The following is a 24,701-nucleotide window of genomic DNA, read 5'->3' on the forward strand; positions in this document are numbered from 1 at the left end:
TTGTGTTCCCCGCGCCAGCGGGGATAAACCGACGGGGCGGCGAGGTGAGCAGTGTCGCCTGAGGTGTTCCCCGCGCCAGCGGGGATAAACCGCCAGATTCGGAGGAAAAGCGGATAGCGCCACCGTGTTCCCCGCGCCAGCGGGGATAAACCGCCTGACTGCGACGTCACGCGGCAATGTCAGCCCGTGTTCCCCGCGCCAGCGGGGATAAACCAGCGGGTCGGGGTTTTTAAAGTTTTTGAGAACCGTGTTCCCCGCGCCAGCGGGGATAAACCGTAGGGGAGCAGAGGTGTCAATTTTTCTGGCAGGTGTTCCCCGCGCCAGCGGGGATAAACCGTGGGATGCTAAATTTGTATTCACGCAGGATGAGTGTTCCCCGCGCCAGCGGGGATAAACCGGAAGCGGATCTGGCCGAGTTGCATGAGGTGCAGTGTTCCCCGCGCCAGCGGGGATAAACCGCGGTGATTTCCGGTAAATAATGGGGGAGGTTGGTGTTCCCCGCGCCAGCGGGGATAAACCGATCGCGCCGTTACAATGTTAATCTCGATTGGTGTGTTCCCCGCGCCAGCGGGGATAATCCACTTTGAAAGCAGAAATATTATGGGGCTGGATGGGTTACGAGGATTTTCCCGCCTTTGCCAGTTCTTTTACCAGCGGGAGCATAATGCGTACCACGTCGCGGCTACGGTGCTCTATCCTGCCCGGTAAGGCTTTATCGATATGCTGCTGGTTATCCAGTCGCACATCGTGCCAGCTGTTGCCTGCCGGGAACGAGGCGCTTTTGGCGCGCTGTTGATAGCCATCTTTCTTGCCCAGACTCCAGTTGGTTGCTTCAACGGAGAGCACGGCAATGCCCGCATCGTCGAAGACCTCTGCATCGTTACAACATCCAGTACCTTTCGGATAGTTTTTGTTCAGTCCCGGATTGGTGCTGGCTACGATACCGCGGCTGTGCGCGATGGCCAGCGCCCGGTCACGCGTCAATTTTCGCACCGCTTCCGGGGTTTTCTTACCGCTATTGAAATAGAGCTTATCGCCGACGATCAGGTTATCGAGGTTGATAACCAGCAGCGTATTTTTCTTCTCGGCGGCGCTCATTCGCTTCAGGATGTTCTCCGCGCCCAGTTTGCCTTCTTCCTCGCCGCTGGTGGCGATAAATCGAATGCCGTACTGCGTCGGCACGTCTTTGAGTTTTTCCGCCAGTTCCAGCATCACGCCAAGCCCTGCGGCGTTGTCATCAATACCTTGCAGGGTCAATCCACCCAGATTGGCATCGGAATCAGCGTCGCTCTGTGCGGCGTAGGTGTCGAGGTGCGCCATGATAATAATCTGTTGTGGCGCTTTACCCTCGTGTGCGGCAATAACGGTACTCCCCGTGACGTTATGCCAGTTTTTACGGTTATTTTTGGCGGTATAAACATAACGGCTATTAAACGTTCGAATATCACTGCTGTAGCCCATCTGCTGAAATTGCTGACGAATATAATCAGCAGACAACATTTCTGCCGGAGAGCCCGTTACGCGGCCTGGGAAAAACGTTGCGATATATCGAGCCTGGGTATTTGCGATATCTCCAGGTTTGGAAGATGTTGCCTGTGCGGGAAGGATAAAGCACGCGCCGAGCGCCAGGATTGCAAGAAGGGGGCGCGTTGCGGAAAACATAATGAGTCCTTAAATACCAAGCAGAAATTTTTAGCCGCTAGTATGAAACCGTGATCGAGGTAAAACAATTTCATTTGCTCCTAAATGCCCTAAATTCGGTAGCTTAAGCACTTTTTGATATTTGCTTTTCCGGATCGTTATTCCTTTGAGGAACTACTCATTCCAATTCGTAATTTCATTCGCCCTCTTGCCCTCCCTATAGTCAGGTTATCTGAGCATCGTTAGCAAAATAACGGCATTACATAGGAACGGTTATGGATCAAAAACGACTTACCCACCTGCGGCAACTGGAAGCGGAAAGCATCCATATTATTCGTGAGGTGGCCGCCGAGTTTTCGAATCCGGTGATGATGTATTCCATCGGCAAAGATTCCAGCGTAATGCTGCATCTGGCGCGTAAAGCGTTTTATCCTGGCACGTTGCCGTTCCCTCTGCTGCACGTTGATACTGGCTGGAAATTCAGCGAGATGTACGAGTTTCGTGACCGCACGGCGAAAGCCTACGGTTGTGAACTGCTGGTGCATAAAAACCCGGAAGGGGTGGCGATGGGCATCAACCCGTTTGTTCACGGTAGCGCCAAGCATACCGATATTATGAAAACCGAAGGGTTGAAGCAGGCGTTGAACAAATACGGTTTCGACGCCGCGTTCGGTGGCGCTCGTCGTGACGAAGAGAAATCGCGTGCCAAGGAGCGCATTTATTCTTTCCGCGATCGTTTTCATCGCTGGGACCCTAAAAATCAGCGTCCGGAACTGTGGCATAACTACAACGGACAGATTAACAAAGGCGAAAGCATTCGCGTATTCCCGCTCTCCAACTGGACTGAACAGGATATCTGGCAGTACATCTGGCTGGAAAATATCGACATCGTGCCGCTGTACCTGGCGGCGGAGCGTCCGGTGCTGGAACGCGACGGCATGCTGATGATGATTGATGACGACAGAATCGATCTGCAACCGGGTGAAGTGATTAAAAAACGCATGGTGCGTTTCCGTACGCTCGGCTGCTGGCCGTTGACAGGCGCGGTGGAGTCGAATGCGCAGACGCTGCCGGAAATCATCGAAGAGATGCTGGTCTCAACCACCAGTGAACGTCAGGGCCGCGTGATTGACCGCGACCAGGCGGGCTCCATGGAGCTGAAGAAACGTCAGGGGTATTTCTAAGGAGCCGCCATGAACACGACACTTGCACAACAAATTGCTAATGAAGGCGGCGTTGAAGCCTGGATGGTCGCCCAGCAACACAAAAGCCTGCTGCGTTTTTTAACCTGCGGTAGCGTGGATGACGGGAAAAGCACCCTGATTGGTCGCCTGCTGCACGACACGCGTCAGATTTATGAAGACCAGCTTTCATCGCTGCACAACGACAGTAAACGTCACGGTACTCAGGGCGAAAAGCTCGATCTGGCGTTATTGGTTGACGGCTTGCAAGCCGAGCGCGAGCAGGGCATCACCATCGACGTGGCTTACCGTTATTTCTCTACCGAGAAGCGTAAATTTATTATTGCGGATACTCCCGGCCATGAGCAGTACACCCGCAACATGGCGACCGGTGCGTCGACCTGCGACCTGGCGATCCTGCTGATCGATGCGCGTAAAGGCGTGCTGGATCAGACCCGTCGTCACAGCTTTATCTCCACGCTACTTGGGATCAAACACCTGGTGGTGGCGATCAACAAAATGGATCTGGTGAACTTTAGCGAAGAGACATTTAACCGCATTCGCGAAGACTATCTTACTTTTGCTGAACAGTTGCCGGGCAACCTGGATATCCGGTTTGTGCCGCTCTCTGCGCTGGAAGGCGACAACGTGGCTTCACAAAGCGCCAGCATGTCGTGGTACAGCGGTCCGACGCTACTGGAAGTACTGGAAACCGTTGAGATCCAACGCATAGTTGATACTCAGCCGATGCGCTTCCCGGTGCAGTATGTGAACCGACCGAATCTGGATTTTCGTGGTTATGCCGGGACGCTGGCCTCCGGTAGTGTGAAGGTAGGGCAACGCGTCAAAGTACTGCCATCCGGCGTTGAGTCGAGCGTGGCACGGATCGTAACCTTTGATGGCGATTTACAGCAAGCGCATGCGGGTGAAGCGATCACCCTGGTATTGAAAGATGAGATCGATATCAGCCGGGGCGACCTGCTGCTTGATGCCGGTGAAGCGTTACCTGCGGTACAAAGCGCTGCCGTTGATGTGGTGTGGATGGCGGAACAACCGTTGTCGCCTGGGCAGAGCTACGACATCAAAGTCGCCGGTAAGAAGACCCGCGCACGCGTTGATAACGTGCAGTACCAGATTGATATTAATAACCTGACCCAACGTGATGTTGAAGCGTTGCCGCTAAACGGCATCGGTCTGGTTAATCTGACCTTTGATGAGCCGCTGGTGCTGGATACCTATCAGCAGAACCCGGTTACGGGCGGGCTGATTATCATTGACCGCCTGACCAACGTTACCGTTGGCGCGGGGCTGGTACGTGAGCCAATCGTCCAGGATCACGCCGCGGCTTCTCAGTTCAGCGCGTTTGAGCTGGAGCTTAATGCGTTAGTGCGTCGCCATTTCCCGCACTGGGGCGCGCGCGATCTGCTGGGAGGAAAATAATGGCGCTGCATGACGAAAACGTCGTCTGGCATGTCCATCCTGTTACACCGCAACAGCGGGAACAACGCCACGGTCATCGTGGTGTTGTGCTGTGGTTTACCGGGCTGTCTGGTTCCGGTAAATCCACGGTAGCAGGGGCGCTGGAAGAGGCGTTGCACAAGCTGGGAGTGAGTACCTATTTGTTGGATGGCGATAACGTGCGCCACGGCCTGTGCAGCGATCTTGGGTTTAGCGATGCCGATCGTAAGGAGAATATTCGTCGGGTTGGCGAGGTGGCTAACCTGATGGTGGATGCGGGTCTTGTGGTGTTGACCGCCTTTATCTCTCCACATCGCGCCGAACGCAAAATGGTCCGTGAACGCGTTGGCGAAGGGCGTTTTATTGAGGTTTTTGTCGATACGCCGCTGGCAACGTGCGAATTACGCGATCCAAAAGGGCTGTATAAAAAAGCGCGGGCGGGTGAGTTGCGCAATTTCACCGGAATTGATTCGGTATACGAAGCGCCTGAATCGCCAGAGATTCACCTTGATGGTGAACAATTGGTAACAAATTTGGTACCCCAATTATTAGACCTGCTGAGGCAGGAAGATATTATCAGATCCTGAGACACCCGAGCTTGTATGCCCGGTCAGTCACGGTCACAGGATTAGATATGCGTAACAGCCATAACATTACTATTACAGAGTCAGATACCTTCGCCGCCGACGATGAAACCACCTGGTCACTACCGGGTGCCGTGGTCGGTTTTATCGCGTGGCTGTTGGCGCTGGGGATTCCGTTTCTGATTTATGGCCCTAACACACTCTTTTTCTTCATTTATACCTGGCCCTTTTTCCTCGCATTGCTGCCCGTGGCGATTGTCGCGGGTATTGCGCTGCATTCCCTATTGAAGGGGCTGTTGCTGCTGAGCATTACCTGCACCCTACTGGTGGTTGGGGCGATGTTTGGCGCGCTATTTCTGTGGTTGTTGGGTTAGGCAAACGCCTTTTTTTAACAATCGCTGATGTTGCTCACTCTCTGGTCATAATTCAAACCGTAACCAACAATGAGATTATGTTCTCCTTACACGGGGTATACGTAACAACGGGCAAATGTGGTACATTTGCCCGCGTTGTCGCGGCATTCCCGACCGTTGATGTAAAGTTGTCTGCGGAAGTTATGGGATGTTAATGCCGTTTTTCAGGGGGCAGGATGGGTAAACTAACGCTGCTGTTGCTGGCTTTATTGGTCTGGCTGCAGTATTCGCTGTGGTTCGGTAAGAACGGCATACATGACTATAGTCGCGTCAACGATGATGTTGCTGCGCAGCAAGCTACGAACGCGAAACTTAAAGCGCGTAACGATCAGCTTTTTGCCGAAATTGACGATCTCAATGGCGGACAAGAGGCTATTGAGGAGCGCGCGCGCAACGAACTCAGCATGACTAAGCCGGGCGAAACCTTTTATCGTCTGGTGCCTGACGCGTCTAAACGCGCTCAGACTGCAGGGCAAAACAATCGATAAACCGTCCAGGGATTTAACATGGCAGCCACTTTATTGGACGTTTGCGCCGTGGTGCCGGCTGCCGGGTTTGGCCGCCGAATGCAAACAGAGTGTCCTAAGCAGTACCTCTCTATTGGCAATAAAACCATTCTTGAACACTCGGTTGATGCGCTGCTGGCTCATCCCCGGGTGACGCGAGTCGTTATTGCTATCAGCCCAGGCGACAGCCGCTTTGCCCAACTTCCACTCGCCGCGCATCCGCAAATTACCGTAGTGGATGGCGGCAACGAGCGTGCCGATTCTGTCCTTGCTGGTTTGCAAGCCGCAGGTGAGGCCAGTTGGGTACTGGTGCATGACGCCGCGCGTCCGTGTCTGCACCAGGATGATTTAGCCCGTTTGCTGGCAATCAGTGAGACCAGCCGCACCGGCGGGATCCTGGCGGCACCAGTACGCGACACGATGAAGCGCGCGGAGCCGGGCCGAACAGACATTGCCCATACGGTCGATCGCACCGATTTATGGCACGCGTTGACACCGCAGTTTTTCCCTCGCGAGCTGTTGCACGACTGCCTGACCCGTGTGCTCCACGAAGGCGCAACCATTACGGATGAGGCCTCGGCGCTGGAATATTGCGGCTTACACCCTCAGCTCGTTGAAGGACGGGCTGATAATATTAAAGTAACGCGTCCAGAGGATTTGGCGTTGGCCGAATTTTATCTGACCCGGACTACCCACCAGGAGAAGACATAATGCGAATTGGACACGGTTTCGACGTACACGCTTTTGGCGGAGAAGGCCCAATTATCATTGGTGGTGTGCGCATCCCGTATGAAAAAGGATTGCTGGCGCATTCTGATGGCGATGTGGCGTTACACGCGCTAACCGATGCTCTGCTGGGCGCGGCTGCGCTGGGGGATATCGGTAAACTCTTCCCTGACACCGACCCGACCTTTAAAGGTGCCGATAGTCGTGAATTATTGCGAGAAGCCTGGCGGCGTATTCAGGCCAAAGGCTATACGCTTGGTAATGTGGATGTGACAATTATTGCTCAGGCGCCGAAGATGCTGCCGCACATTCCGCAAATGCGCGTGTTTATTGCCGAAGATCTCGGCTGCCATATGGATGATGTTAACGTGAAAGCGACCACCACGGAAAAACTCGGTTTTACCGGGCGTGGGGAAGGGATTGCCTGTGAAGCGGTGGCGTTACTCATTAAGGCACCGAAATGACTGTGTTTGACGATCTGACGTATCTCCATGGCAAACCACTGGGCCATGGCGTCCTGAAAGCGAATCCGGAAGACTTTGTTGTTGTCGAAGATTTAGGCTTCGAACCGGATGGCGAAGGCGAGCATGTTTTGGTGCGCATCCTGAAGAACGGTTGTAACACCCGTTTTGTGGCTGACGCGCTGGCGAAATTCCTGAAAATTCACGCCCGTGAAGTGAGCTTTGCCGGGCAGAAAGATAAGCATGCGGTCACGGAACAGTGGCTGTGCGCGCGCGTACCGGGCAATGCAATGCCTGATCTAAGCAAATTTGAGCTCGAAGGCTGTAAAGTTCTGGAGTACGCGCGCCACAAGCGTAAGCTGCGTTTAGGGGCGCTGAAAGGCAACGAATTTACGCTGGTGTTGCGTGAAGTGAGCGAGCGAAATGACGTTGAAGCGCGTTTGCAGGCGATTAGCGAACGCGGCGTACCGAACTATTTTGGCGCTCAGCGTTTTGGTATCGGCGGTAGCAACCTGCAAGGGGCGCTGCGCTGGGCACAAAGCGATGCGCCGGTGCGCGATCGCAATAAACGCAGTTTTTGGTTGTCGGCGGCCCGTAGCGCGTTGTTTAATCAGATAGTCAGTGAACGCTTGAAAAAAACAGACTTTAATCAAGTTGTTGACGGCGATGCGCTACAATTATCCGGACGCGGAAGCTGGTTTGTCGCCACACAGGAAGAACACACAGAATTACAGCGTCGCGTCGATGAGAAAGAATTGATGATCACAGCGGCATTACCGGGCAGCGGTGAGTGGGGAACTCAGCGCGACGCACTGGCGTTTGAAAAAGCCGCTGTTGCTGATGAAACCGCGCTGCAAGCTCTGTTATTGCGCGAGAAAGTCGACGCGTCGCGTCGCGCTATGTTGCTGTATCCACAACAATTAAGCTGGAACTGGTGGGATGACGTAACCGTCGAGTTACGCTTCTGGCTACCGGCAGGTAGCTTCGCCACCAGTGTTGTAAGGGAACTTATTAACACAATGGGTGATTATGCGTATATTGCTGAGTAACGATGATGGGGTCCACGCACCCGGTATACAAACGCTGGCGAAAGCGCTGCGTGAGTTTGCTGACGTACAGGTGGTTGCCCCGGATCGTAACCGCAGTGGCGCGTCTAACTCGCTGACGCTGGAATCCTCACTTCGCACCTTTACCTATGATAACGGCGATATCGCCGTACAAATGGGTACGCCCACCGACTGCGTCTATCTGGGCGTGAACGCATTAATGCGTCCGCGTCCGGACATTGTCGTTTCTGGTATCAACGCGGGTCCTAATCTGGGTGATGATGTTATCTATTCCGGTACCGTTGCGGCGGCAATGGAAGGCCGTCATCTGGGATTCCCGGCGCTGGCTGTCTCACTTGATGGCCATAAATACTACGATACTGCTGCCGCAGTAACCTGTCGTATCTTACGGGCGCTGAGTCGTGAACCGCTGCGCACCGGTCGCATTTTGAATATCAACGTGCCGGATTTACCGCTGGATCAGATTAAAGGTATTCGCGTCACGCGCTGCGGCAGTCGCCATCCGGCGGATCAGGTTATTCCACAGCAGGACCCACGCGGTAATACGCTGTACTGGATCGGGCCACCGGGCGAAAAGTGCGACGCCGGGCCGGATACGGATTTTGCCGCCGTCGATGAAGGCTATGTTTCTATCACGCCGCTGCATGTCGATTTAACCGCATACGGCGCGCATGAAGTGGTTTCTGACTGGTTAGACAGCGTGGGAGTCGACACGCAATGGTAAGCAGACGCGTACACACTCTTCTTGAACAATTACGTGCGCAGGGCATCAGAGATGAGCTTGTCCTCGATGCGCTCGCCGCCGTGCCGCGTGAAAAATTCATTGATGAGGCGTTTGAACATAAGGCCTGGGACAATATTGCCCTGCCGATTGGTCAGGGGCAGACGATTTCGCAGCCTTATATGGTTGCGCGAATGACCGAACTGCTTGAGCTAACGCCGCAGTCTCGGGTGCTGGAAATTGGTACTGGCTCTGGCTACCAGACGGCGATTCTGGCGCACCTGGTGCATCATGTGTGCTCCGTTGAGCGCATTAAAGGTTTGCAATGGCAGGCGCGTCGCCGCCTGAAGCAGCTTGATTTACATAATGTTTCGACCCGTCATGGTGATGGATGGCAAGGCTGGCAGGCGCGAGCTCCGTTTGACGCTATCATTGTAACGGCAGCGCCGCCCGAGATCCCAACCGCATTGATGATGCAACTGGATGAGGGTGGCATTCTCGTCTTACCCGTGGGCGATGAGCACCAGTTTCTGAAGCGGGTGCGTCGTCGGGGAGGCGAATTTATTATCGATACCGTGGAGGCCGTACGTTTCGTTCCCTTAGTGAAAGGGGAGCTTGCGTAGATAGCGCTGCTGAATACCTGGAGTTTTCCTGGTTATTCTCGAAAGAGTAAGCGTATTGTGACGGTGCCTTGCACGGTGATTACGTCACTGGTTTTAACCAATTTTCCTGGGGGATAAATGAGCGCGGGAAGCCACAAATTTACCGTTCGCCGCATTGCGGCATTGTCACTGGTTTCACTATGGTTGGCAGGTTGTTCAAACACCTCGAATCCACCAGCGCCGGTCAGCTCGGTTAACGGTAGTGCATCAACGAACACCAGTTCTGGCATGCTGATTACGCCTCCACCTAAAATGGGCTCGACGTCGACAGTACAGCAGACGCCACAGATCCAGTCGGTGCAGCAACCAACCACACAGCCAACGCAAATCCAGCCTGTTGCTCAACAGCCTGTGCAGATGGAAAACGGTCGTATTGTATACAATCGTAAGTATGGGAATATTCCGAAAGGTAGCTACACGGGCGGCAGTACCTATACTGTTAAGAAAGGCGATACCCTTTTCTATATTGCCTGGATCACCGGGAACGATTTCCGTGACCTCGCACAACGCAATAACGTTCCGGCCCCGTATGGCCTGAATGTCGGTCAAACTCTGCAAGTGGGCAACGCGTCTGGCGCACCGATAACCGGTGGCAATGCCATCACCCAGGCGGATGCAGCACAGCAAGGAGTTGTGACCAACCCTGCACAAAATTCCACCGTTGCTGTTGCTTCGAAACCAACAATTACGTATTCTGAGGATTCAGGTGAACAAAGTGCTAACAAAATGTTGCCGAACAACAAGCCTGCTGGGACTGTGGTCACAGCGCCTGTAACGGCTCCAGCAGTTAGCACAACCGAATCAACTGCAAGCTCAACGTCGACTAGCTCGCCAATCTCTACCTGGCGCTGGCCGACTGACGGCAAAGTGATCGAAAACTTTGCGGCTACCGAAGGTGGCAATAAAGGGATCGACATTGCAGGCAGCAAAGGACAGGCTATTGTCGCGACCGCAGATGGACGCGTCGTCTATGCCGGTAATGCGCTGCGTGGTTACGGTAATCTTATTATCATCAAACATAACGATGATTACCTGAGCGCCTACGCCCATAACGATACAATGCTGGTCCGGGAACAACAAGAAATCAAGGCGGGGCAGAAAATAGCTACCATGGGTAGCACCGGAACCAGTTCAACACGCTTGCATTTTGAAATTCGTTACAAGGGGAAATCCGTAAACCCGCTGCGCTATTTACCGCAGCGATAATTAGGCGGAACCAGGCTTTCACGTGCTAGTTCCGTTAGGGATCACGGGTAGGAGCCACCTTTATGAGTCAGAATACGCTGAAAGTTCATGATTTAAATGAAGATGCGGAATTTGATGAGAACGGAGTAGAGGCTTTTGATGAAAAAGCCTTGAGTGAAGAGGAACCCAGTGATAACGACCTGGCTGAAGAAGAGCTGTTATCGCAGGGGGCCACACAGCGTGTGTTGGACGCGACTCAGCTTTACCTTGGTGAGATTGGTTATTCACCACTGTTAACAGCCGAAGAAGAAGTTTATTTTGCGCGTCGCGCACTGCGTGGAGATGTCGCATCTCGCCGTCGCATGATTGAAAGTAACCTGCGTCTGGTGGTGAAAATTGCTCGTCGTTATGGCAATCGTGGTCTGGCATTGCTGGACCTGATTGAAGAGGGCAATTTAGGGCTTATCCGTGCCGTCGAGAAGTTTGACCCGGAACGTGGGTTCCGCTTCTCAACATACGCAACCTGGTGGATCCGCCAGACGATCGAACGGGCGATTATGAACCAAACCCGTACGATCCGACTGCCGATTCACATTGTAAAAGAGCTGAACGTCTATCTGCGTACCGCGCGTGAGTTGTCGCATAAACTGGACCACGAACCGAGTGCAGAAGAGATTGCTGAACAACTGGATAAACCGGTTGATGACGTCAGCCGTATGCTCCGACTCAACGAGCGTATTACCTCGGTAGACACCCCGCTGGGTGGCGATTCCGAAAAAGCGTTGCTGGATATTCTGGCCGATGAAAAGGAAAACGGTCCGGAAGACACCACGCAAGACGATGATATGAAACAGAGCATCGTCAAATGGCTGTTCGAACTGAACGCCAAACAGCGTGAAGTGCTGGCACGTCGTTTTGGTCTGCTGGGGTACGAAGCTGCGACACTGGAAGATGTGGGCCGTGAAATTGGTCTCACTCGTGAACGTGTTCGCCAGATTCAGGTTGAAGGTCTGCGTCGTCTGCGTGAAATTCTGCAGACTCAGGGACTGAATATCGAAGCGCTTTTCCGCGAGTAAGCACAAGTTCTATCAAGAAAGGCCAGTCTCATTGAGACTGGCCTTTTTCTTTAGGGCTACCGCTATCGGGCTCTTTTTGCTACACCAGACTTTTCAACCGGTAGATCCACTCCAGCGCCTGGCGAGGCGTTAGCGAATCCGGGTCGAGGTTTTCCAGCGCATCAACGGCGGGTGACGTTTCTTCCGGTACTGACAGCAGCGACATCTGCGTGCCGTCGACCTGGGTTGCGGCAACATTTGGCGCGATGCTTTCCAGTTCGCGCAGTTTTTGCCGCGCGCGTTTGATCACCTCTTTCGGTACGCCAGCCAGGGCAGCGACTGCCAGACCATAGCTCTTGCTCGCCGCGCCATCCTGCACGCTGTGCATGAAGGCGATGGTATCGCCGTGCTCTAACGCATCCAGATGCACATTAGCGACGCCCTCCATCTTCTCCGGTAACTGCGTCAGTTCGAAGTAGTGGGTCGCAAATAAAGTTAATGCTTTGATTTTATTTGCCAGATTTTCTGCGCATGCCCATGCCAGCGACAGGCCGTCGTAGGTGGAGGTGCCGCGTCCAATCTCATCCATCAGCACCAGACTGTTCTCGGTGGCGTTATGCAGAATGTTGGCGGTTTCGGTCATTTCTACCATGAAGGTGGAACGACCTGATGCCAGATCATCCGCCGCGCCCACGCGGGTAAAGATACGATCGATAGGCCCGATCTCGACTTTCTGTGCCGGAACGTAGCTGCCGATATAGGCCAGTAGCGCAATCAACGCAGTCTGGCGCATATAGGTACTTTTCCCCCCCATGTTTGGGCCGGTGATGATCAGCATCCGTCGCTGAGGCGAGAGGTTAAGCGGGTTGGCGATAAACGGCTCGGTCAGCACCTGTTCAACCACCGGATGACGTCCCTCGGTAATACGAATGCCGGGTTTATCGGTGAAGATCGGACAGGTGTAATTCAGGGTATAAGCACGCTCCGCGAGGTTGACCAGCACGTCCAACTCCGCCAGCGCGCTGGCGCTCTGTTGCAAATCAGCCAGGTGTGGCAGCAGCATGTCGAACAGTTCGTCATACAGCTGTTTTTCCAGCGCCAGTGCTTTGCCTTTTGAGGTCAGAACTTTGTCTTCGTACTCTTTCAGTTCCGGAATAATGTAGCGTTCGGCGTTTTTCAATGTCTGGCGGCGTACGTAGTTAATTGGCGCCAGATGACTTTGCCCACGGCTGATCTGAATGTAGTAGCCGTGCACGGCGTTAAATCCTACTTTCAGCGTGTCCAGACCGGTGCGTTCGCGTTCGCGGATTTCCAGTCTGTCGAGGTAGTCCGTGGCGCCATCAGCCAGCGCTCGCCACTCATCAAGCTCTTCATTGTAGCCTGGGGCAATGACGCCGCCGTCACGGACGAGCACCGGCGGAGCTTCCACGACGGCACGTTCCAACAGTTCACGCAGCTCAGTAAACTCACCCATTTTCTCGCGCAGCATCTGCACGGGGGCACTGTCTACGTTTTCCAGTTGTGCGCGCAGTTCGGGTAATTGCTGGAAGGCATGACGCATACGGGCCAGATCGCGCGGGCGCGCAGTACGCAGGGCCAGACGCGCCAGAATACGTTCCAGATCGCCTACCTGACGCAGCACGGGTTGTAATTCGCTGGTGGTATCCTGCAGCGCGCCGATGGTCTGTTGGCGCTCGATGAGGATTTTGGTGTCGCGGACCGGCATATGCAGCCAGCGCTTGAGCATACGGCTACCCATCGGTGTCACGGTGCAGTCGAGTACTGAAGCCAGCGTGTTTTCCACCCCGCCCGCCAGGTTCTGGGTGATTTCCAGATTGCGGCGTGTGGCGGCGTCCATGATGATGCTGTCCTGCTGACGCTCCATGGTGATGGAGCGAATATGCGGAAGCGAAGTGCGTTGGGTATCTTTTACGTATTGCAGCAGACAGCCGGCAGCGCATAACCCGCGTGGGGCGTTTTCCACGCCAAAGCCAATCAGATCCCGCGTGCCGAACTGCAGATTTAACTGCTGACGGGCGGTATCAATTTCAAATTCCCACAGCGGACGACGACGCAGGCCGCGATGTCCCTCTATCAGCGAGGTTTCGGCAAAATCCTCGGCATACAGCAATTCAGCGGGGTTGGTGCGCTGCAATTCCGCGGCCATGGTTTCGCGGTCAGCGGGTTCACTGACACGAAAACGCCCGGAGCTGATATCCAGCGTAGCGTAGCCGTACCCTTTACTGTCTTGCCAGATGGCGGCCAGCAGGTTGTCCTGGCGTTCCTGCAACAACGCTTCATCACTGATGGTGCCTGGTGTGACAATACGTACCACTTTGCGCTCAACCGGGCCTTTGCTGGTCGCCGGATCGCCAATCTGTTCACAAATAGCAACGGACTCACCCTGATTGACCAGCTTGGCGAGGTAGTTTTCTACCGCATGATGAGGAATGCCAGCCATCGGGATTGGCTCGCCCGCAGATGCGCCGCGTTTGGTCAGGGAGATATCAAGCAGCTGAGACGCGCGTTTCGCATCGTCATAAAACAGTTCGTAAAAGTCGCCCATGCGGTAAAACAGCAGTATTTCCGGGTGCTGAGCCTTCAGCTTGAGATACTGCTGCATCATGGGGGTATGGATAGAGAAGTCCTTATCAATGTCTTCATTCATATTGATTTTACTCATTTTTTAATTCTTTCAAGTGCTCATATGGCCCCAGGTAAAACCCCTTTAAACCCACATAAACCCATAAATTTGTAGCTCACTTGTAGCCCAAAGCGTGATAGATTGGTTGTACTCCTTCTTTGGGTTACAAATGGTGGTGATACTTTGAAAACAACTCTCAATCAGGCTTTTATTATCAACAAGTTAAGTATTAATGTTAAGCCTGAGCTCAGTAGCTCTGGAAAAGTCGTTTTCGAAGCCAACCCTGACCAAAAACCTTACATAGTTTTTGACGATCATCGAGATTCACCCGTTGGCTTCGGTGTGAAGGTCAGTTTGACGAAAAAAACCTATGTAATCCAGCGAAGAGTAGCCTCTTCAGATCGTAATGTCAGTGAGGGTAAGAAGCCAAGCTCTGTCTTGAAAGTAAAGGTTGGGAATGTGTCCGATTTTCCGAGTATCGATCAAGCCCGTGAGGCAGCTCGGCAGTTGGTTCAGACAATGATTGCAACAAAGAGAAATCCCAACAAGATTAAAAGGGAACTCGATCTGGCTGAATTGACCGTGAGTGAAGCTTTTGCCCAATACAGGAGTCACTTACTTGGCAGAACCAAACCTGCTAAACCAAACACTCTCAATGTGTTAGACAAAGCTGAGAATCGGTTGAAAGAATGGCAAAACCTTCGAATCAAGGATCTTACTGGTAATGAAATCCTTCGAAAGTTTGACGAGATTGCTTCAAGAGCCAGAACAGCAGCAGAACAGACTTTTAGGTGGGCCAATGTTGCTGTAAAACACGCAATCGAGATTGAAGCTGGGAATGCTCAGACCCAGCAACGACAACCTTCGTTGTCCTATAATCCTTTTTCAATTTTAAAGGTACAGAAGAAGTTCAGAACACGATCTGAGCTGGAAGATAGCTATCGTGCCAAGGGCGTACGAAATCCATTGTCCCCCAAAGATACTTTGGGACGGTTTCTAGCTGCATTACACAATAAGAGAGGTTTTAATCGTTTGGGTTGTGATTATCTGTTGCTGACCATTTTGACAGGAGCCAGGAAAGAAGAGACAGCAACACTGTGCTGGCGAGAGGCCCTGACAGAAGAGGAAGTCAGAACGACAAGCTATGTCGATCTCGAAAACCGGGTTATTCGCTTTTACGACACGAAAAATCGTAACGACCATGAGCTTCCAATCTGTGATGCTACAAAGCGAATTCTGGAAGACCGACGAGATATCGTCAACGATACCGAAATACGGGCAGATAAACGCAAATGGGTTTTTCCGGCTCGTTCATCACGAAGCAAGGTTGGACATTATTCTGACAGTAAAAGCTTGCGCGAGTATATCTGTCAGGAAGCTGGAATAATGAAGCTGGGAATGCACGATCTGCGAAGAACTTTTGGCCGTGTTGCAGAAGAACTAACTTCGTATGCAGTGGTGAAAAGATTGCTTAACCACCGTAATACCACGGACCCTACTGAAAGATATGCTGAGCCTGATAACGAGCGAGTTTTTGAGGCACTTCAACGGATTGAGCTTCATATGCTGATGACAGTACCTGAGTTGTATAATACACTTTTGGCTTCGGCGAAATATCAACCATTGCCAACAAATTAGGGGGACAGGGAATGAGTGCAATCGATACTTTAAGGGAATATGCTGAAGTATGGCGGCTATTTGGTAGTATGCCAGATGATGCAACCCTGAGTGCTGAAGTTTCGGCCCTTTACCTTGGTGTAAGTGTCAAAACATTGGCTCGTTATCGCCAGACTGGTAATGGCCCTGCTTATATCCAATACCAGGCTGAAGATAGCAAAGCAAGAAATCAACGCGTAAATTATCTGTTGGGTGATTTAAAAACCTGGCGGGATAATCATAAAGTGAACAGCACAATGGAAGCAGCACAGGTCCGTGGGTTGGCTTTTGCTTCTTTGGCTGATTTTACCAAGCCAGAGCCTTTCTGGACTATTGATAATAAAATTTATTCTCATGCCCTTACTGTATCTGACGAAGTATTCAAGGAGCTATTAAATACCTCTCGCGCAGAAGTTATTTGGATCTCTCTTGAGAAAGTGTTGTTTGAGAACTGGCATGCTTCGAGAGAGCGCCAGAAATGGAATGACGTTTTTGTTAGTGTACTAAGTGGGATGGTTAAATCATGTGAAATTGAACAAGAACGTCATATACTTAATGATATTTTATGATTAATTTCATTCCCAATATAAAATTAAATTTATATTGGGAAATAGTCATTTGCGGAAGTATAAATTGTTCAACAGCATTATTTATTATTTTAATCAAATGGAATGCCGTCTGTAGGATATCTTCTTTTGGGATTTTTAACCGGCTTTGTTTTACTCCCTGCACGATAAAAGTTAAACGAATTGGCAAAGTCTTCTGTCTCCAGTCTGGACTTTCTAAATTTATCCATCAGATCTTCATTGAAACGACGAGGGATTCCTTTAACACACAAGTTTGAATTAAGGTATACTTGGTTATCTATGGCGTCACGAATAAGTATTTTTCTCTCAAATAACTCTTTGAATGCGCGTGAGACATTTGATTTATTCAGCCCAAGATCTTTGGCTATACGTGACTGTGAAAAATCAGGGATAATATTTCCATAATCAATTACTGAGAAGAGATAAAGCACAATTCTAAACGCTGTGGGCGTCAAATCCATCCTGGCGAGTGTGGCCATATTGCCTTTGAATATCATTGAGAAATCGTCTCTGAATGACGTTTTTTTATAGCTATTTGCTTTAATCTTTATTTCTTCCAGATCTTCGGGCATAACCTCTAATGCTTCTGCAATAATGGACTTTTGTTCTTTAGTTAATACAACGCTTGTGATTGACATGATGGCTCCTTTTTTATTGTTGTGATTACATATATGGCACATTTAATTTATTTGTCAACTTGGTTGGTAGTATTATTTAATTGTATTTACTTTGAGATTTTACGGTTTTTATTTAGTGGGAGATGGTTGGTTATCAAATTTAAAACAAGGGGTGCTAAATTTCACCATCACCTGTTATGTAATTAATGATTTTTGGTTCTGAAATTAATAACGGCAGGGTTTGTTTAATTATTTGATTTTATTGGTTAATTTTCAATTGTGTTCTGCAAGATAAAAGAGTGATAAAGAAATAAGAAACCACAGTTTTGCATTAGAACGATACTCAAGGCCTTGGTGTACCTGATGAAAACACTTTTATTATTGTTTTTCTTACATAATATCATTTCTTAAGTGAAGCCTGCGCAACTGTGTGTTGCGCCATTGGGCTTCAGAACATTACTACAGTATTTTCTGTAAGTATAAATACGCTTCGCGCACGAGTTCATAGACCTGAGGTTAACTGTCATTACAAATACGCTTCGCGCAAAAAATCAGGAGGCTGAGTTGATCGGGAAAGCGAACACAGATACATGATTTGCCCATTTGCTGAGTACGGCTCACGCCGGGACCCTTCGGAAAAACCCTTTCTGCTTCAGCGAGTGAGTGCTGTGGGCACTCAGCGGCGCTGCCAGGGAAACAAAATTATGGTTTTCACCGGTTTGGTAAAAATAATTAACATTTATCGGTAGTCGGGGCGTAAGCCAGTGCGTAGCACGCTCTCAAAAATATTCCTGTGGTTTTTTTATCTGAAATATGGAAATGACTCAGATAATTGAAATATGAAATAGTAATGCAATCTGGAGGACTCAATATCTCCACAGTGAAAGCTGTTTTAAGTGAGAATAGAATAAATATTGTTTTATAAAAATATTTTTAAATTACTATTGATTTTATTTTTGAAGATGATAGTACTTAATTATAAAAACAAAAAATGGAGAAAATTATGAGTGCTATTGATGTTTTATCTCAGGAGGAAAAGTTTATACATGTTGTTGATAAATTTATAACCCATCATCACAACAGCGTTAATAACAATGTCTTTTACAAAAAACTTTATGTTCTCTTCGCCGGGTATCATCTGAAGTATTTTTATTCACGGGCGCAGTATCGCAATTCATGTTATCACGTTGATAATATTATGCAGATGTTTACAGGAGTCGTTTCAACCCTGAACACAACTCTGCTCAGGAAGCTTGCAAACAGCAATACATTGCTGCATTGCCTGAATTCACTTGTGAATTATATTTCAGGCAATCTGGACGAAGCAGAGCATATTTATGCTGATTTGCTGGCTCAGTATGAAAAGAAACGCATTGCAGGCTCTCTGGCTTATACTCCGCCAGGCTCAGTGATCAGGAAAAGACTTTGATAGCGGCAGCAGCGTGTACAAGGAATGGGATGCTGAATGGTGGAGAGAAATGGAGCTGGCGTTTCCGGCAGGTCAAAATCGAGTATTAAAAAGGCAGGAGCCACCCAGTTGGCGTCCCGCCTGTCGTGATGGCTTTAAGGTGGGTTTACTTATCAACGACCTGCCAGCCATCATCCGTTTTGACAAGGGTTACAGCAGCAGTACGCTTTTCGTTATCGACAATAGCCGTCACATTGCATTTATAACTTTTATCAGAGACTTCTACGCAGTCATGCTTTTTGACTGATTTTAATTCGCGCAGTGCGTCTTTTGGGACATCCTTGCCTGCTATAGATTTCACGAAAGCATTCGCCTGCGCAACGACCTTATTCATGGCAGTGTAAATATCCTGTTCGGAAGGTTCGCTGTTACAGCCACTCAGCAACGATGCAGCGGTAACGAGTGTGATAACGGCATAAGTTTTCATAAATAATTCCCTGGCTGTAACGTGAGTTATTGAATCAGACCTGTATTCATTCTGCTTGTATTTTCAGAGAACGACCATTTGCTGACCGTTTCTCCTTTAAATTCGATTTCCAGCGTTTTGGCCTGCGTCTGTGAGCCCCCCGTCAGCAGCCCGACAACGGGAATAAATGTGGTGGCATCAAACTGATTGTTATCCATCGAATAAGTCCATTCTTCATTTCCACTATCAAGTGTAGTCTTGGTTTCGGGCTCGCCTAATGCGGTAATTATTTCTGATTTCGTTGTTTTATTTTTGATGATTTTTGACTGCAGACTTTGTGATGTTTCGTTTTTGAGATGCTGATTGCCTGATGTCGAACAGCCAGAAATAAGTAAAGCGGAAATAAAAAACGCAGAAGTAATGAATTTTTTCATAGGTCCCTCATGTTAATTTTTTATGTTTGCTGTGGTGTGAAATTAATATCACCGTATAAAGATAACTCTGTCTGCATAGGTCTTTTTAATTATGCAGATAAGAATAATAACGCTGGCAAAAAACGTAATGACTGAGACAGGAGTACTGCCGGTCAATGAAAATACTAACCAGGCGAGAGCTAATGCCACGAATTGAAAAAGGAATGCCACACTGAGCGGACTTTCACCATAGGCCACTTTTGCATGGCAGCCTTTGCAAATCCGCACGCCGTGCGGGCTTTGTGTAAAGCAGAAGGGGCAGCTAATCGTTTTATTATCCATCATGACTCCATGGCCTGATTTAAGGTGATGTATTTTTGAACATTTTCGATGAATGACCCGCTTTAGTAAAATTGCTTGTACCGATCGATGATTGCTTTGTGATAGGTTTTAACTATCGTAATCAAATTATCGATCTATATAAACGATCAATAATTTATTGACTATCATTGCATTATAAACTAAGGATTCTTATGGTGTGAGGTGCTGGTTATTACTAACTGATTGTTCCTGAAGGGAATGACCGGCTGTGAAAGGAATGGGTTCTAATAGGTGCAGATGAAGAATCTTGCGGAAATGATGTATTGTGGCATGCAGCAGTGACAGTCCCTTGCGCCTTAGAAGTACAACAATTTGGCTGAGTAGTAAAAGCCACGCCTTCAGGCGACGCTGGCGGGGTATCTGACGGGTTGTATTGTGCAGCTTGCTCCTGAGCTGAATGATACCCACTGTCTCCTGTTGTCTTTCCAGACGAATTTTTTCTTCAAGCTGATGGATTTTCTCCAGAATCGTTTCCCGGTTTGCAGCCTGTTCTTCAGACTCGCATGATGGCATTGGCATTGGCATTGGCATTGGCACTGTTAATGGCACAGGTGCAGGTACTGTTGGCTTTTGTGCTTGTTTCAGTAAAGTCAGATGTTCCGGTACGAAATCAATCAATGTTTGCAGGGAAGACCAGCCATATTTTTTACCCAATTGAGAGGCTTTAAAGGCAATACCTTGGTACTGAAATGAAAAGCCGTTCATTTTTCCCGTTGAGGCGATATTGGGTTTGCAGCTGACGTCTACCTTTTCCAGCATAGCGATAAAAGTCAGCAAATCAGGGCGGCCGGTTAACGCATTATCAATCAGGCTCTGCAGAGTGGACCTGGGGCAGGGAGTTGTCGTTCTTTCAGCCATCATCAGCTCGTTGCGGGAAGGCTTTCTTTTCTCCTGACTATGACTACTGATTGCAGATGTGGTTTGAGTGAGTTTGTGGACTTTCTCCAGCTCGCTGATAATCCGGGTACTGATAAGATTTTCATTTTTCCCAAGGTACAGCTTCCCACCGACCATGTTAATTCTGTTAGCTATTATATGGATATGCTGCCCGTCCGAATCATCGTGCATGATATAGCAGCGAAGATGGGTTTCAGTGAATCCCATCCGGGTCATATAATCGTCAGCGAATGCCGCCCATTGTCTGACTGACAGTGTTTCTCCCTTTGGCAGGCGAAGCGAATTATGCCAGACAGGTTTGGCGACACCGGGGCGCAGTAGTCTTGTGCCTTCAAATTCACTGATAAGTTCAGCAGCAGTGCTTCCCGTCATGTTGCCACCGATAATATAAGGCGTGATTTTGTGGTGAGATCCTGACTTAAGGCTATAGAGAACCACACCTGCAAACTGTTTACCCCGCTTTATTTTCTGCATGCCTTTCACTGGTCTTGCTCCAGAAAGGTTGATGGAATAAGGTGATCCCTGAGAGTTTTGATTTGTCTGCGCAGGGCGAAGAGTTCTGTACGGGTCAGTTCGCTGTCAGGGCTTTTGCTGTCGAGATGATTCAGCAGGCGGTTTAAATCCTGTGAAAGGTTGCCGAGTTTAATCCATGCTTCACGATTGATTTCAGGTAATACCGGTGGGAGTTTGTTGAGGGATGCCATTCTTAGCCATTCCCCTTTTTTATAAGGGCCTCTTTTACTATCGAGAATAGATAATTCTTCTTCGTTTAACCGAACGCTGACGCAGTGAGTTCGAACTTCATTAGGTGAATATTTTGCTGTATGGAATTTACCTCTTCTTGAGCTTCTTGATAGATCTTCTTTACTTTCATTTTTATGCATATCTAACCTTTTTTTTATATGTGTTCATGATCTACAGTTAGCGCATTGGTAAAATAAGTCAAGGCAGTGTCGAAATTTATAAATAAGAGAGGTGGAGCAGATTGCTAATTAGGTAATCTGCTCTGGGTAAAAATAGGGTTCATATTAAATTCATTATGACAGTGAGGAGGGGCGGAGGTTACAATCTACGTTTTACTGGCATTAAAGAGATTGTTTGTTTCATAATTTCGCTAAGTTTCTTTCTCTCATGTTCTGCTATATATTTACAAATCTCATCATGTCGAATATGCTGTTCCAGTTGTTTTTTATCTATTTTGATGTCATTGCGGATAAACCATTTAATGGTTTCAATGTCCCCGCGTAAATCATAACCTCGCAGTACAATATGGCGAAAATGTGTTTTGCTGATATCTGTCTTCTTCTTTAGTTCACTGAAGAAAGAGCTCATTTCATTTTCATTGGCACTTAGATAAACCTGGCAGTTATCAGAGATAGTAAAGTTAAGGTTTTTCTTCTGAAGCAAATCCATTATCTGCAGACTTTCGCTGTTGAGGTAGTTGAAAATTACTGGACTGCTATCCTTCATACTAATATGACGAATGAGCATTTTGGCTTTGAAATCGCCTAATGAATAGCAAATTTCAAAAATACCGTGACCCTGGTTATCTCTGTGGTTTATATCGCAACCGGCCTGTACCATCAAATCAAAGATAGAGTGATTTTTTACGTAAAAAAGTATTGTTCTTCCGCATTTATCCACATTGTTGACATTAATTCCAGCATTGATCAGGGTTTTGCAACAGGATATATTATCAGCTAACGAGCATAAACAGGTTTGGCCGAGACCATTTTTGTGGTGTATATCTACGCCGGAATCAATCAATTTTTTCAGTATGTGAGGATTTCGCTGGTTAAACAAAACATTGTGACCATAGTTGTCAGCATGGTTAAAATCTATTCCTGCTTTAACCAGAGTGTCAATCATTCTTGGGTTTTTACAGTAAAACAGTATATTTCTTCCAAACGAATCCAGTGTATTAATATCGGAGCCTGCATTAATGCAAGCCTGAATGTCTTTTGGAGTTTTACAAGAGAGTAATGCATTTATTGCGTTGTTATTCATAATTTTTCTCCTCTGTTAAGCGACTAATCTGATATAGTTGTCATGGTTGGTTTTATATTCCTTTATTTTTTTAATGTCTTCGTAAATTCGAGCGAGTGAAAACCATGAGATCTCTTTCAACATGTTTTTGTTGCTTACATACAAAATGTTACCACCGCGAAATGAAAAAGCATTATGGAATGTACTTTCATTCGTCGTTTTGAGAAATCGTATGAAATTTTTTATTGTCTCTTTTTTGTTCATGTTATAAGAGGTGAATGTATAGATAGAGAATACGGTTAAAATATTTCTCTTCGAGACCATATGTCTTGAGAAATAATCGAAATAAAATCTTTGCTCCTGAGTGTCACTTTTGCAGAAAAAAGAAAATTGTGGATTATATAATCTATAAAGATCTGCGTTCTTTTTTGTTTTGGCGAGATAGTTAGTCAGGCTTGGATAGTTTGTTTTATTCATTTTAGTTCTCCTTTATTTAATTAACAAAGGAAATATATATTATTAAATAAACAAAATGCAAATATATTTTTATATTTATTTAATTAAATAGATATATTTTTATTATATTTCATATAAGGTGTTGTTTTTCATTGTTATATTATTTTTATCAAAAAGTGCTGTGTTTTATCTGATTGATTTGGTTTGAGAGTAGTGATTGATATTGTATGAATTGGCGATGAGGGTGTTTTAAAAAATAAATTTATCAAAGTGCTAAGGTGCAATGTGGGGCTTTGTATTAAATTAATGATGTTAGCGCCCCTTGGCTATCTAACTAAAGGTTAAAGCCAAGGGGAGAGTGTTCAGGCATATTCAATTCATAATCTTTTTTTTGTAATTGCTTTACAGGTAACTGGTTGAAGCGTTGTTCGTAAAACCTTTTGCTCTCTCTGTGATTTTTCCTGGAGGATTTCTTCATAGAAGTAGCGTTCTTTTAGTGATTCTACATCAACTTTTATATCATGACATATTAACCATTTAATTAGCAGTCTTCCTACATATTGAGTCAGTAGATATGTACTGTTTATGTAAAACCAAACATGACTAATGTCTGTCAGTTTCTTTAGTTGTAAAATTAATTTTTTAACGTCGGCATTTGTTGGTGTGATAATGCACTTATCACTTATCTCAAATTCATTTTTTTGCTTTATAAGTAACGACAAGAGCTCAATTGATTTAAATGTAATGTTCGTGAATACAATTTTTGAACTGTCTTTAAGATGAATATTACGGATAAGAAAACGAATGTAGTTATCGTTTTTAGATTCCCAGTGAGTATATTTACCAACTATGCTGTGGTTTTCTGACTGCCAGTAATCGAATGCTGTCTGCCCGCTTAAATTTTTATGATTAATGTCGCAACCAGCCTCAATGAGTGCATCGTATACATATCCTTCAAATGGAATGAAAAGAAAGGAATTGCCATAGCTATCTTTGGTATGGATATCTAGTCCTGCTTTGATAAGATATTTTACTAACCCTGGTGAAACATCAATATGTTGAATCGCAAGGGTGCCTGACTTATTCCGGTGGTTAACATTAATACCATTGCTGACAAGAAGTTCCACTGTTTCAACATTTTGAGCATAGAATAATGCATTATTACCTTCATTATCCAAGTGGTGAATGTCAATGTCAGCGTCAATCATTGCCTGTATAGCTTCAGGTACATTACAGGTAAAAAGAGCAGTTTGGCCTTTACTATTGCATATATTTATATCCATGCCAGCCTTAAGGCAACGAAGGACACCATTTTTAGACTTTACACGGAATAGGTTATTTTTATTATTTTCGCTTGATATCATTGTTTATCTCCTTTTTTGTTGTTTTCAAGATATTAATGACACCAGATTGTACGGTATTCAAATTTATTTTTGTTTTATTAGTAAGCGAGCTGGCATCTCGCCTACAAACTAAGGGCATTATATAAGTGGTTAAAAACTCTAAATGTTCATGGTTTTCATTGCTGAT

At 47.7% G+C, this 24,701-nt stretch carries 27 protein-coding genes and 1 CRISPR repeat array (1 of these 28 only partly in view); of the genes, 15 read left to right on the plus strand and 12 right to left on the minus strand.

Annotation, left to right across the window (positions count from 1 at the left end; all coding sequences use genetic code 11):
* Positions 1 to 581: direct repeats of the CRISPR family, unit length 29 nt; unit sequence GTGTTCCCCGCGCCAGCGGGGATAAACCG; it begins 669 nt to the left of the window's first position.
* 34 nt (positions 582 to 615) lie between these two features.
* A complete protein-coding gene (locus HV334_RS05125; RefSeq protein ID WP_019077559.1) occupies positions 616 to 1,662 on the minus strand; it encodes an aminopeptidase in 1,047 nt (348 codons plus the stop codon).
* Between the two features lie 254 nt (positions 1,663 to 1,916).
* Here HV334_RS05125 and cysD point away from each other — a divergent pair, with 254 nt between their 5' ends.
* The 10 genes from cysD to HV334_RS05175 all read left to right on the plus strand — a co-directional run bounded on the left by cysD (position 1,917) and on the right by HV334_RS05175 (position 9,381).
* Positions 1,917 to 2,825, plus strand: coding sequence for a sulfate adenylyltransferase subunit CysD (gene cysD, locus HV334_RS05130; protein ID WP_003034152.1), 909 nt, complete (start codon positions 1,917 to 1,919; stop codon positions 2,823 to 2,825).
* A 9-nt stretch (positions 2,826 to 2,834) separates the two neighbouring features.
* Positions 2,835 to 4,262, plus strand: a complete 1,428-nt coding sequence (gene cysN, locus HV334_RS05135; RefSeq protein ID WP_115190298.1) for a sulfate adenylyltransferase subunit CysN — start codon at positions 2,835 to 2,837, stop codon at positions 4,260 to 4,262.
* Positions 4,262 to 4,867, plus strand: a complete 606-nt coding sequence (gene cysC, locus HV334_RS05140) for an adenylyl-sulfate kinase (RefSeq protein WP_181221249.1) — start codon at positions 4,262 to 4,264, stop codon at positions 4,865 to 4,867. Before cysN ends, cysC begins: the two co-directional genes overlap by 1 nt.
* Before the next feature lie 47 nt (positions 4,868 to 4,914).
* The gene (locus HV334_RS05145) at positions 4,915 to 5,238 is read left to right on the plus strand and encodes a DUF3561 family protein (protein ID WP_016154211.1); all 324 of its coding nucleotides are present in this window, start codon (positions 4,915 to 4,917) and stop codon (positions 5,236 to 5,238) included.
* A gap of 215 nt (positions 5,239 to 5,453) precedes the next feature.
* The gene (ftsB, locus tag HV334_RS05150; RefSeq protein WP_003034163.1) at positions 5,454 to 5,765 is read left to right on the plus strand and encodes a cell division protein FtsB; all 312 of its coding nucleotides are present in this window, start codon (positions 5,454 to 5,456) and stop codon (positions 5,763 to 5,765) included.
* A gap of 18 nt (positions 5,766 to 5,783) precedes the next feature.
* On the plus strand, positions 5,784 to 6,494 hold the full coding sequence (gene ispD, locus HV334_RS05155) for a 2-C-methyl-D-erythritol 4-phosphate cytidylyltransferase (protein WP_181221250.1): 711 nt from the start codon (positions 5,784 to 5,786) through the stop codon (positions 6,492 to 6,494).
* Positions 6,494 to 6,973 carry a 2-C-methyl-D-erythritol 2,4-cyclodiphosphate synthase gene (gene ispF, locus HV334_RS05160; protein ID WP_016154209.1) on the plus strand — a complete coding sequence of 160 codons (480 nt, stop codon included), beginning with the start codon at positions 6,494 to 6,496 and terminating at the stop codon, positions 6,971 to 6,973. Before ispD ends, ispF begins: the two co-directional genes overlap by 1 nt.
* Positions 6,970 to 8,019 carry a tRNA pseudouridine(13) synthase TruD gene (gene truD, locus HV334_RS05165; RefSeq protein ID WP_049282617.1) on the plus strand — a complete coding sequence of 350 codons (1,050 nt, stop codon included), beginning with the start codon at positions 6,970 to 6,972 and terminating at the stop codon, positions 8,017 to 8,019. The genes ispF and truD overlap by 4 nt, the downstream gene beginning before the upstream one ends.
* Positions 8,000 to 8,761, plus strand: coding sequence for a 5'/3'-nucleotidase SurE (gene surE, locus HV334_RS05170; protein WP_047499412.1), 762 nt, complete (start codon positions 8,000 to 8,002; stop codon positions 8,759 to 8,761). Before truD ends, surE begins: the two co-directional genes overlap by 20 nt.
* Positions 8,755 to 9,381, plus strand: a complete 627-nt coding sequence (locus HV334_RS05175) for a protein-L-isoaspartate(D-aspartate) O-methyltransferase (protein WP_003034172.1) — start codon at positions 8,755 to 8,757, stop codon at positions 9,379 to 9,381. The genes surE and HV334_RS05175 overlap by 7 nt, the downstream gene beginning before the upstream one ends.
* A gap of 32 nt (positions 9,382 to 9,413) precedes the next feature.
* On the opposite strand, the gene HV334_RS25240 is transcribed toward HV334_RS05175, so the two are convergent.
* Positions 9,414 to 9,641: a hypothetical protein gene (locus tag HV334_RS25240; protein ID WP_225622947.1), complete on the minus strand. Its 228-nt coding sequence runs from the start codon at positions 9,639 to 9,641 to the stop codon at positions 9,414 to 9,416.
* Between HV334_RS25240 and nlpD the strand changes: the two genes are divergently transcribed.
* Both nlpD and rpoS read left to right on the plus strand, forming a co-directional pair.
* On the plus strand, positions 9,544 to 10,626 hold the full coding sequence (nlpD, locus tag HV334_RS05180) for a murein hydrolase activator NlpD (protein WP_230330220.1): 1,083 nt from the start codon (positions 9,544 to 9,546) through the stop codon (positions 10,624 to 10,626). The two genes, HV334_RS25240 and nlpD, sit on opposite strands and share 98 nt — an antisense overlap.
* A 62-nt stretch (positions 10,627 to 10,688) precedes the next feature.
* Positions 10,689 to 11,681, plus strand: a complete 993-nt coding sequence (gene rpoS / locus HV334_RS05185; protein ID WP_000081498.1) for an RNA polymerase sigma factor RpoS — start codon at positions 10,689 to 10,691, stop codon at positions 11,679 to 11,681.
* Between the two features lie 79 nt (positions 11,682 to 11,760).
* On the opposite strand, the gene mutS is transcribed toward rpoS, so the two are convergent.
* The gene (mutS, locus tag HV334_RS05190; protein ID WP_181221857.1) at positions 11,761 to 14,328 is read right to left on the minus strand and encodes a DNA mismatch repair protein MutS; all 2,568 of its coding nucleotides are present in this window, start codon (positions 14,326 to 14,328) and stop codon (positions 11,761 to 11,763) included.
* Positions 14,329 to 14,487: 159 nt separating this feature from the next.
* Here mutS and HV334_RS05195 point away from each other — a divergent pair, with 159 nt between their 5' ends.
* Complete coding sequence (locus HV334_RS05195; protein WP_001530776.1) at positions 14,488 to 15,942, plus strand: tyrosine-type recombinase/integrase; 1,455 nt, start codon at positions 14,488 to 14,490, stop codon at positions 15,940 to 15,942.
* Between the two features lie 11 nt (positions 15,943 to 15,953).
* Positions 15,954 to 16,529 carry a hypothetical protein gene (locus tag HV334_RS05200; RefSeq protein WP_004114867.1) on the plus strand — a complete coding sequence of 192 codons (576 nt, stop codon included), beginning with the start codon at positions 15,954 to 15,956 and terminating at the stop codon, positions 16,527 to 16,529.
* Between the two features lie 89 nt (positions 16,530 to 16,618).
* Here HV334_RS05200 and HV334_RS05205 read toward each other — a convergent pair whose 3' ends face one another.
* Positions 16,619 to 17,185: a helix-turn-helix domain-containing protein gene (locus tag HV334_RS05205; RefSeq protein WP_016239675.1), complete on the minus strand. Its 567-nt coding sequence runs from the start codon at positions 17,183 to 17,185 to the stop codon at positions 16,619 to 16,621.
* A 982-nt stretch (positions 17,186 to 18,167) separates the two neighbouring features.
* On the opposite strand from HV334_RS05205, the gene HV334_RS05210 reads away from it, so the two are divergent.
* Positions 18,168 to 18,593, plus strand: coding sequence for a hypothetical protein (locus HV334_RS05210; protein ID WP_004114857.1), 426 nt, complete (start codon positions 18,168 to 18,170; stop codon positions 18,591 to 18,593).
* A 145-nt stretch (positions 18,594 to 18,738) separates the two neighbouring features.
* Here HV334_RS05210 and HV334_RS05215 read toward each other — a convergent pair whose 3' ends face one another.
* From HV334_RS05215 to HV334_RS05245, 8 genes are all read right to left on the minus strand, one after another.
* Entirely contained in the window at positions 18,739 to 19,059 is a 321-nt protein-coding gene (locus tag HV334_RS05215) for a hypothetical protein (protein WP_000860569.1), read from the minus strand.
* A gap of 26 nt (positions 19,060 to 19,085) precedes the next feature.
* The gene (locus HV334_RS05220; RefSeq protein WP_000713577.1) at positions 19,086 to 19,472 is read right to left on the minus strand and encodes a hypothetical protein; all 387 of its coding nucleotides are present in this window, start codon (positions 19,470 to 19,472) and stop codon (positions 19,086 to 19,088) included.
* A 48-nt stretch (positions 19,473 to 19,520) separates the two neighbouring features.
* Positions 19,521 to 19,793, minus strand: coding sequence for a hypothetical protein (locus HV334_RS05225; RefSeq protein ID WP_004114852.1), 273 nt, complete (start codon positions 19,791 to 19,793; stop codon positions 19,521 to 19,523).
* A 189-nt stretch (positions 19,794 to 19,982) separates the two neighbouring features.
* Positions 19,983 to 21,212: a relaxase/mobilization nuclease domain-containing protein gene (locus tag HV334_RS05230; protein WP_060617312.1), complete on the minus strand. Its 1,230-nt coding sequence runs from the start codon at positions 21,210 to 21,212 to the stop codon at positions 19,983 to 19,985.
* Complete coding sequence (locus HV334_RS05235; protein ID WP_001594377.1) at positions 21,209 to 21,613, minus strand: hypothetical protein; 405 nt, start codon at positions 21,611 to 21,613, stop codon at positions 21,209 to 21,211. Before HV334_RS05235 ends, HV334_RS05230 begins: the two co-directional genes overlap by 4 nt.
* Before the next feature lie 178 nt (positions 21,614 to 21,791).
* Positions 21,792 to 22,736, minus strand: a complete 945-nt coding sequence (locus tag HV334_RS05240; RefSeq protein ID WP_021554038.1) for an ankyrin repeat domain-containing protein — start codon at positions 22,734 to 22,736, stop codon at positions 21,792 to 21,794.
* 15 nt (positions 22,737 to 22,751) lie between these two features.
* A complete protein-coding gene (locus HV334_RS25475) occupies positions 22,752 to 23,192 on the minus strand; it encodes a hypothetical protein (RefSeq protein WP_001044498.1) in 441 nt (146 codons plus the stop codon).
* A gap of 356 nt (positions 23,193 to 23,548) precedes the next feature.
* The gene (locus HV334_RS05245) at positions 23,549 to 24,535 is read right to left on the minus strand and encodes an ankyrin repeat domain-containing protein (protein ID WP_073544700.1); all 987 of its coding nucleotides are present in this window, start codon (positions 24,533 to 24,535) and stop codon (positions 23,549 to 23,551) included.
* Positions 24,536 to 24,701 lie beyond the last annotated feature (166 nt).

The organism is Citrobacter sp. RHBSTW-00944 (genome assembly GCF_013615435.1).
GTDB classification, from domain to species: domain Bacteria; phylum Pseudomonadota; class Gammaproteobacteria; order Enterobacterales; family Enterobacteriaceae; genus Citrobacter; species Citrobacter braakii.

Bases quoted from the DNA above. Each gene is read 5' to 3' on its own strand.
- HV334_RS05125 (WP_019077559.1), bottom strand. From the start codon at position 1,662: ATGTTTTCCGCAACGCGCCCCCTTCTTGCAATCCTGGCGCTCGGCGCG.
- cysD (WP_003034152.1), top strand. From the start codon at position 1,917: ATGGATCAAAAACGACTTACCCACCTGCGGCAACTGGAAGCGGAAAGC.
- cysN (WP_115190298.1), top strand. From the start codon at position 2,835: ATGAACACGACACTTGCACAACAAATTGCTAATGAAGGCGGCGTTGAA.
- cysC (WP_181221249.1), top strand. From the start codon at position 4,262: ATGGCGCTGCATGACGAAAACGTCGTCTGGCATGTCCATCCTGTTACA.
- HV334_RS05145 (WP_016154211.1), top strand. From the start codon at position 4,915: ATGCGTAACAGCCATAACATTACTATTACAGAGTCAGATACCTTCGCC.
- ftsB (WP_003034163.1), top strand. From the start codon at position 5,454: ATGGGTAAACTAACGCTGCTGTTGCTGGCTTTATTGGTCTGGCTGCAG.
- ispD (WP_181221250.1), top strand. From the start codon at position 5,784: ATGGCAGCCACTTTATTGGACGTTTGCGCCGTGGTGCCGGCTGCCGGG.
- ispF (WP_016154209.1), top strand. From the start codon at position 6,494: ATGCGAATTGGACACGGTTTCGACGTACACGCTTTTGGCGGAGAAGGC.
- truD (WP_049282617.1), top strand. From the start codon at position 6,970: ATGACTGTGTTTGACGATCTGACGTATCTCCATGGCAAACCACTGGGC.
- surE (WP_047499412.1), top strand. From the start codon at position 8,000: ATGCGTATATTGCTGAGTAACGATGATGGGGTCCACGCACCCGGTATA.
- HV334_RS05175 (WP_003034172.1), top strand. From the start codon at position 8,755: ATGGTAAGCAGACGCGTACACACTCTTCTTGAACAATTACGTGCGCAG.
- rpoS (WP_000081498.1), top strand. From the start codon at position 10,689: ATGAGTCAGAATACGCTGAAAGTTCATGATTTAAATGAAGATGCGGAA.
- mutS (WP_181221857.1), bottom strand. From the start codon at position 14,328: ATGAATGAAGACATTGATAAGGACTTCTCTATCCATACCCCCATGATG.
- HV334_RS05200 (WP_004114867.1), top strand. From the start codon at position 15,954: ATGAGTGCAATCGATACTTTAAGGGAATATGCTGAAGTATGGCGGCTA.
- HV334_RS05205 (WP_016239675.1), bottom strand. From the start codon at position 17,185: ATGTCAATCACAAGCGTTGTATTAACTAAAGAACAAAAGTCCATTATT.
- HV334_RS05210 (WP_004114857.1), top strand. From the start codon at position 18,168: ATGAGTGCTATTGATGTTTTATCTCAGGAGGAAAAGTTTATACATGTT.
- HV334_RS05215 (WP_000860569.1), bottom strand. From the start codon at position 19,059: ATGAAAACTTATGCCGTTATCACACTCGTTACCGCTGCATCGTTGCTG.
- HV334_RS05220 (WP_000713577.1), bottom strand. From the start codon at position 19,472: ATGAAAAAATTCATTACTTCTGCGTTTTTTATTTCCGCTTTACTTATT.
- HV334_RS05225 (WP_004114852.1), bottom strand. From the start codon at position 19,793: ATGGATAATAAAACGATTAGCTGCCCCTTCTGCTTTACACAAAGCCCG.
- HV334_RS05235 (WP_001594377.1), bottom strand. From the start codon at position 21,613: ATGCATAAAAATGAAAGTAAAGAAGATCTATCAAGAAGCTCAAGAAGA.
- HV334_RS05240 (WP_021554038.1), bottom strand. From the start codon at position 22,736: ATGAATAACAACGCAATAAATGCATTACTCTCTTGTAAAACTCCAAAA.
- HV334_RS25475 (WP_001044498.1), bottom strand. From the start codon at position 23,192: ATGAATAAAACAAACTATCCAAGCCTGACTAACTATCTCGCCAAAACA.
- HV334_RS05245 (WP_073544700.1), bottom strand. From the start codon at position 24,535: ATGATATCAAGCGAAAATAATAAAAATAACCTATTCCGTGTAAAGTCT.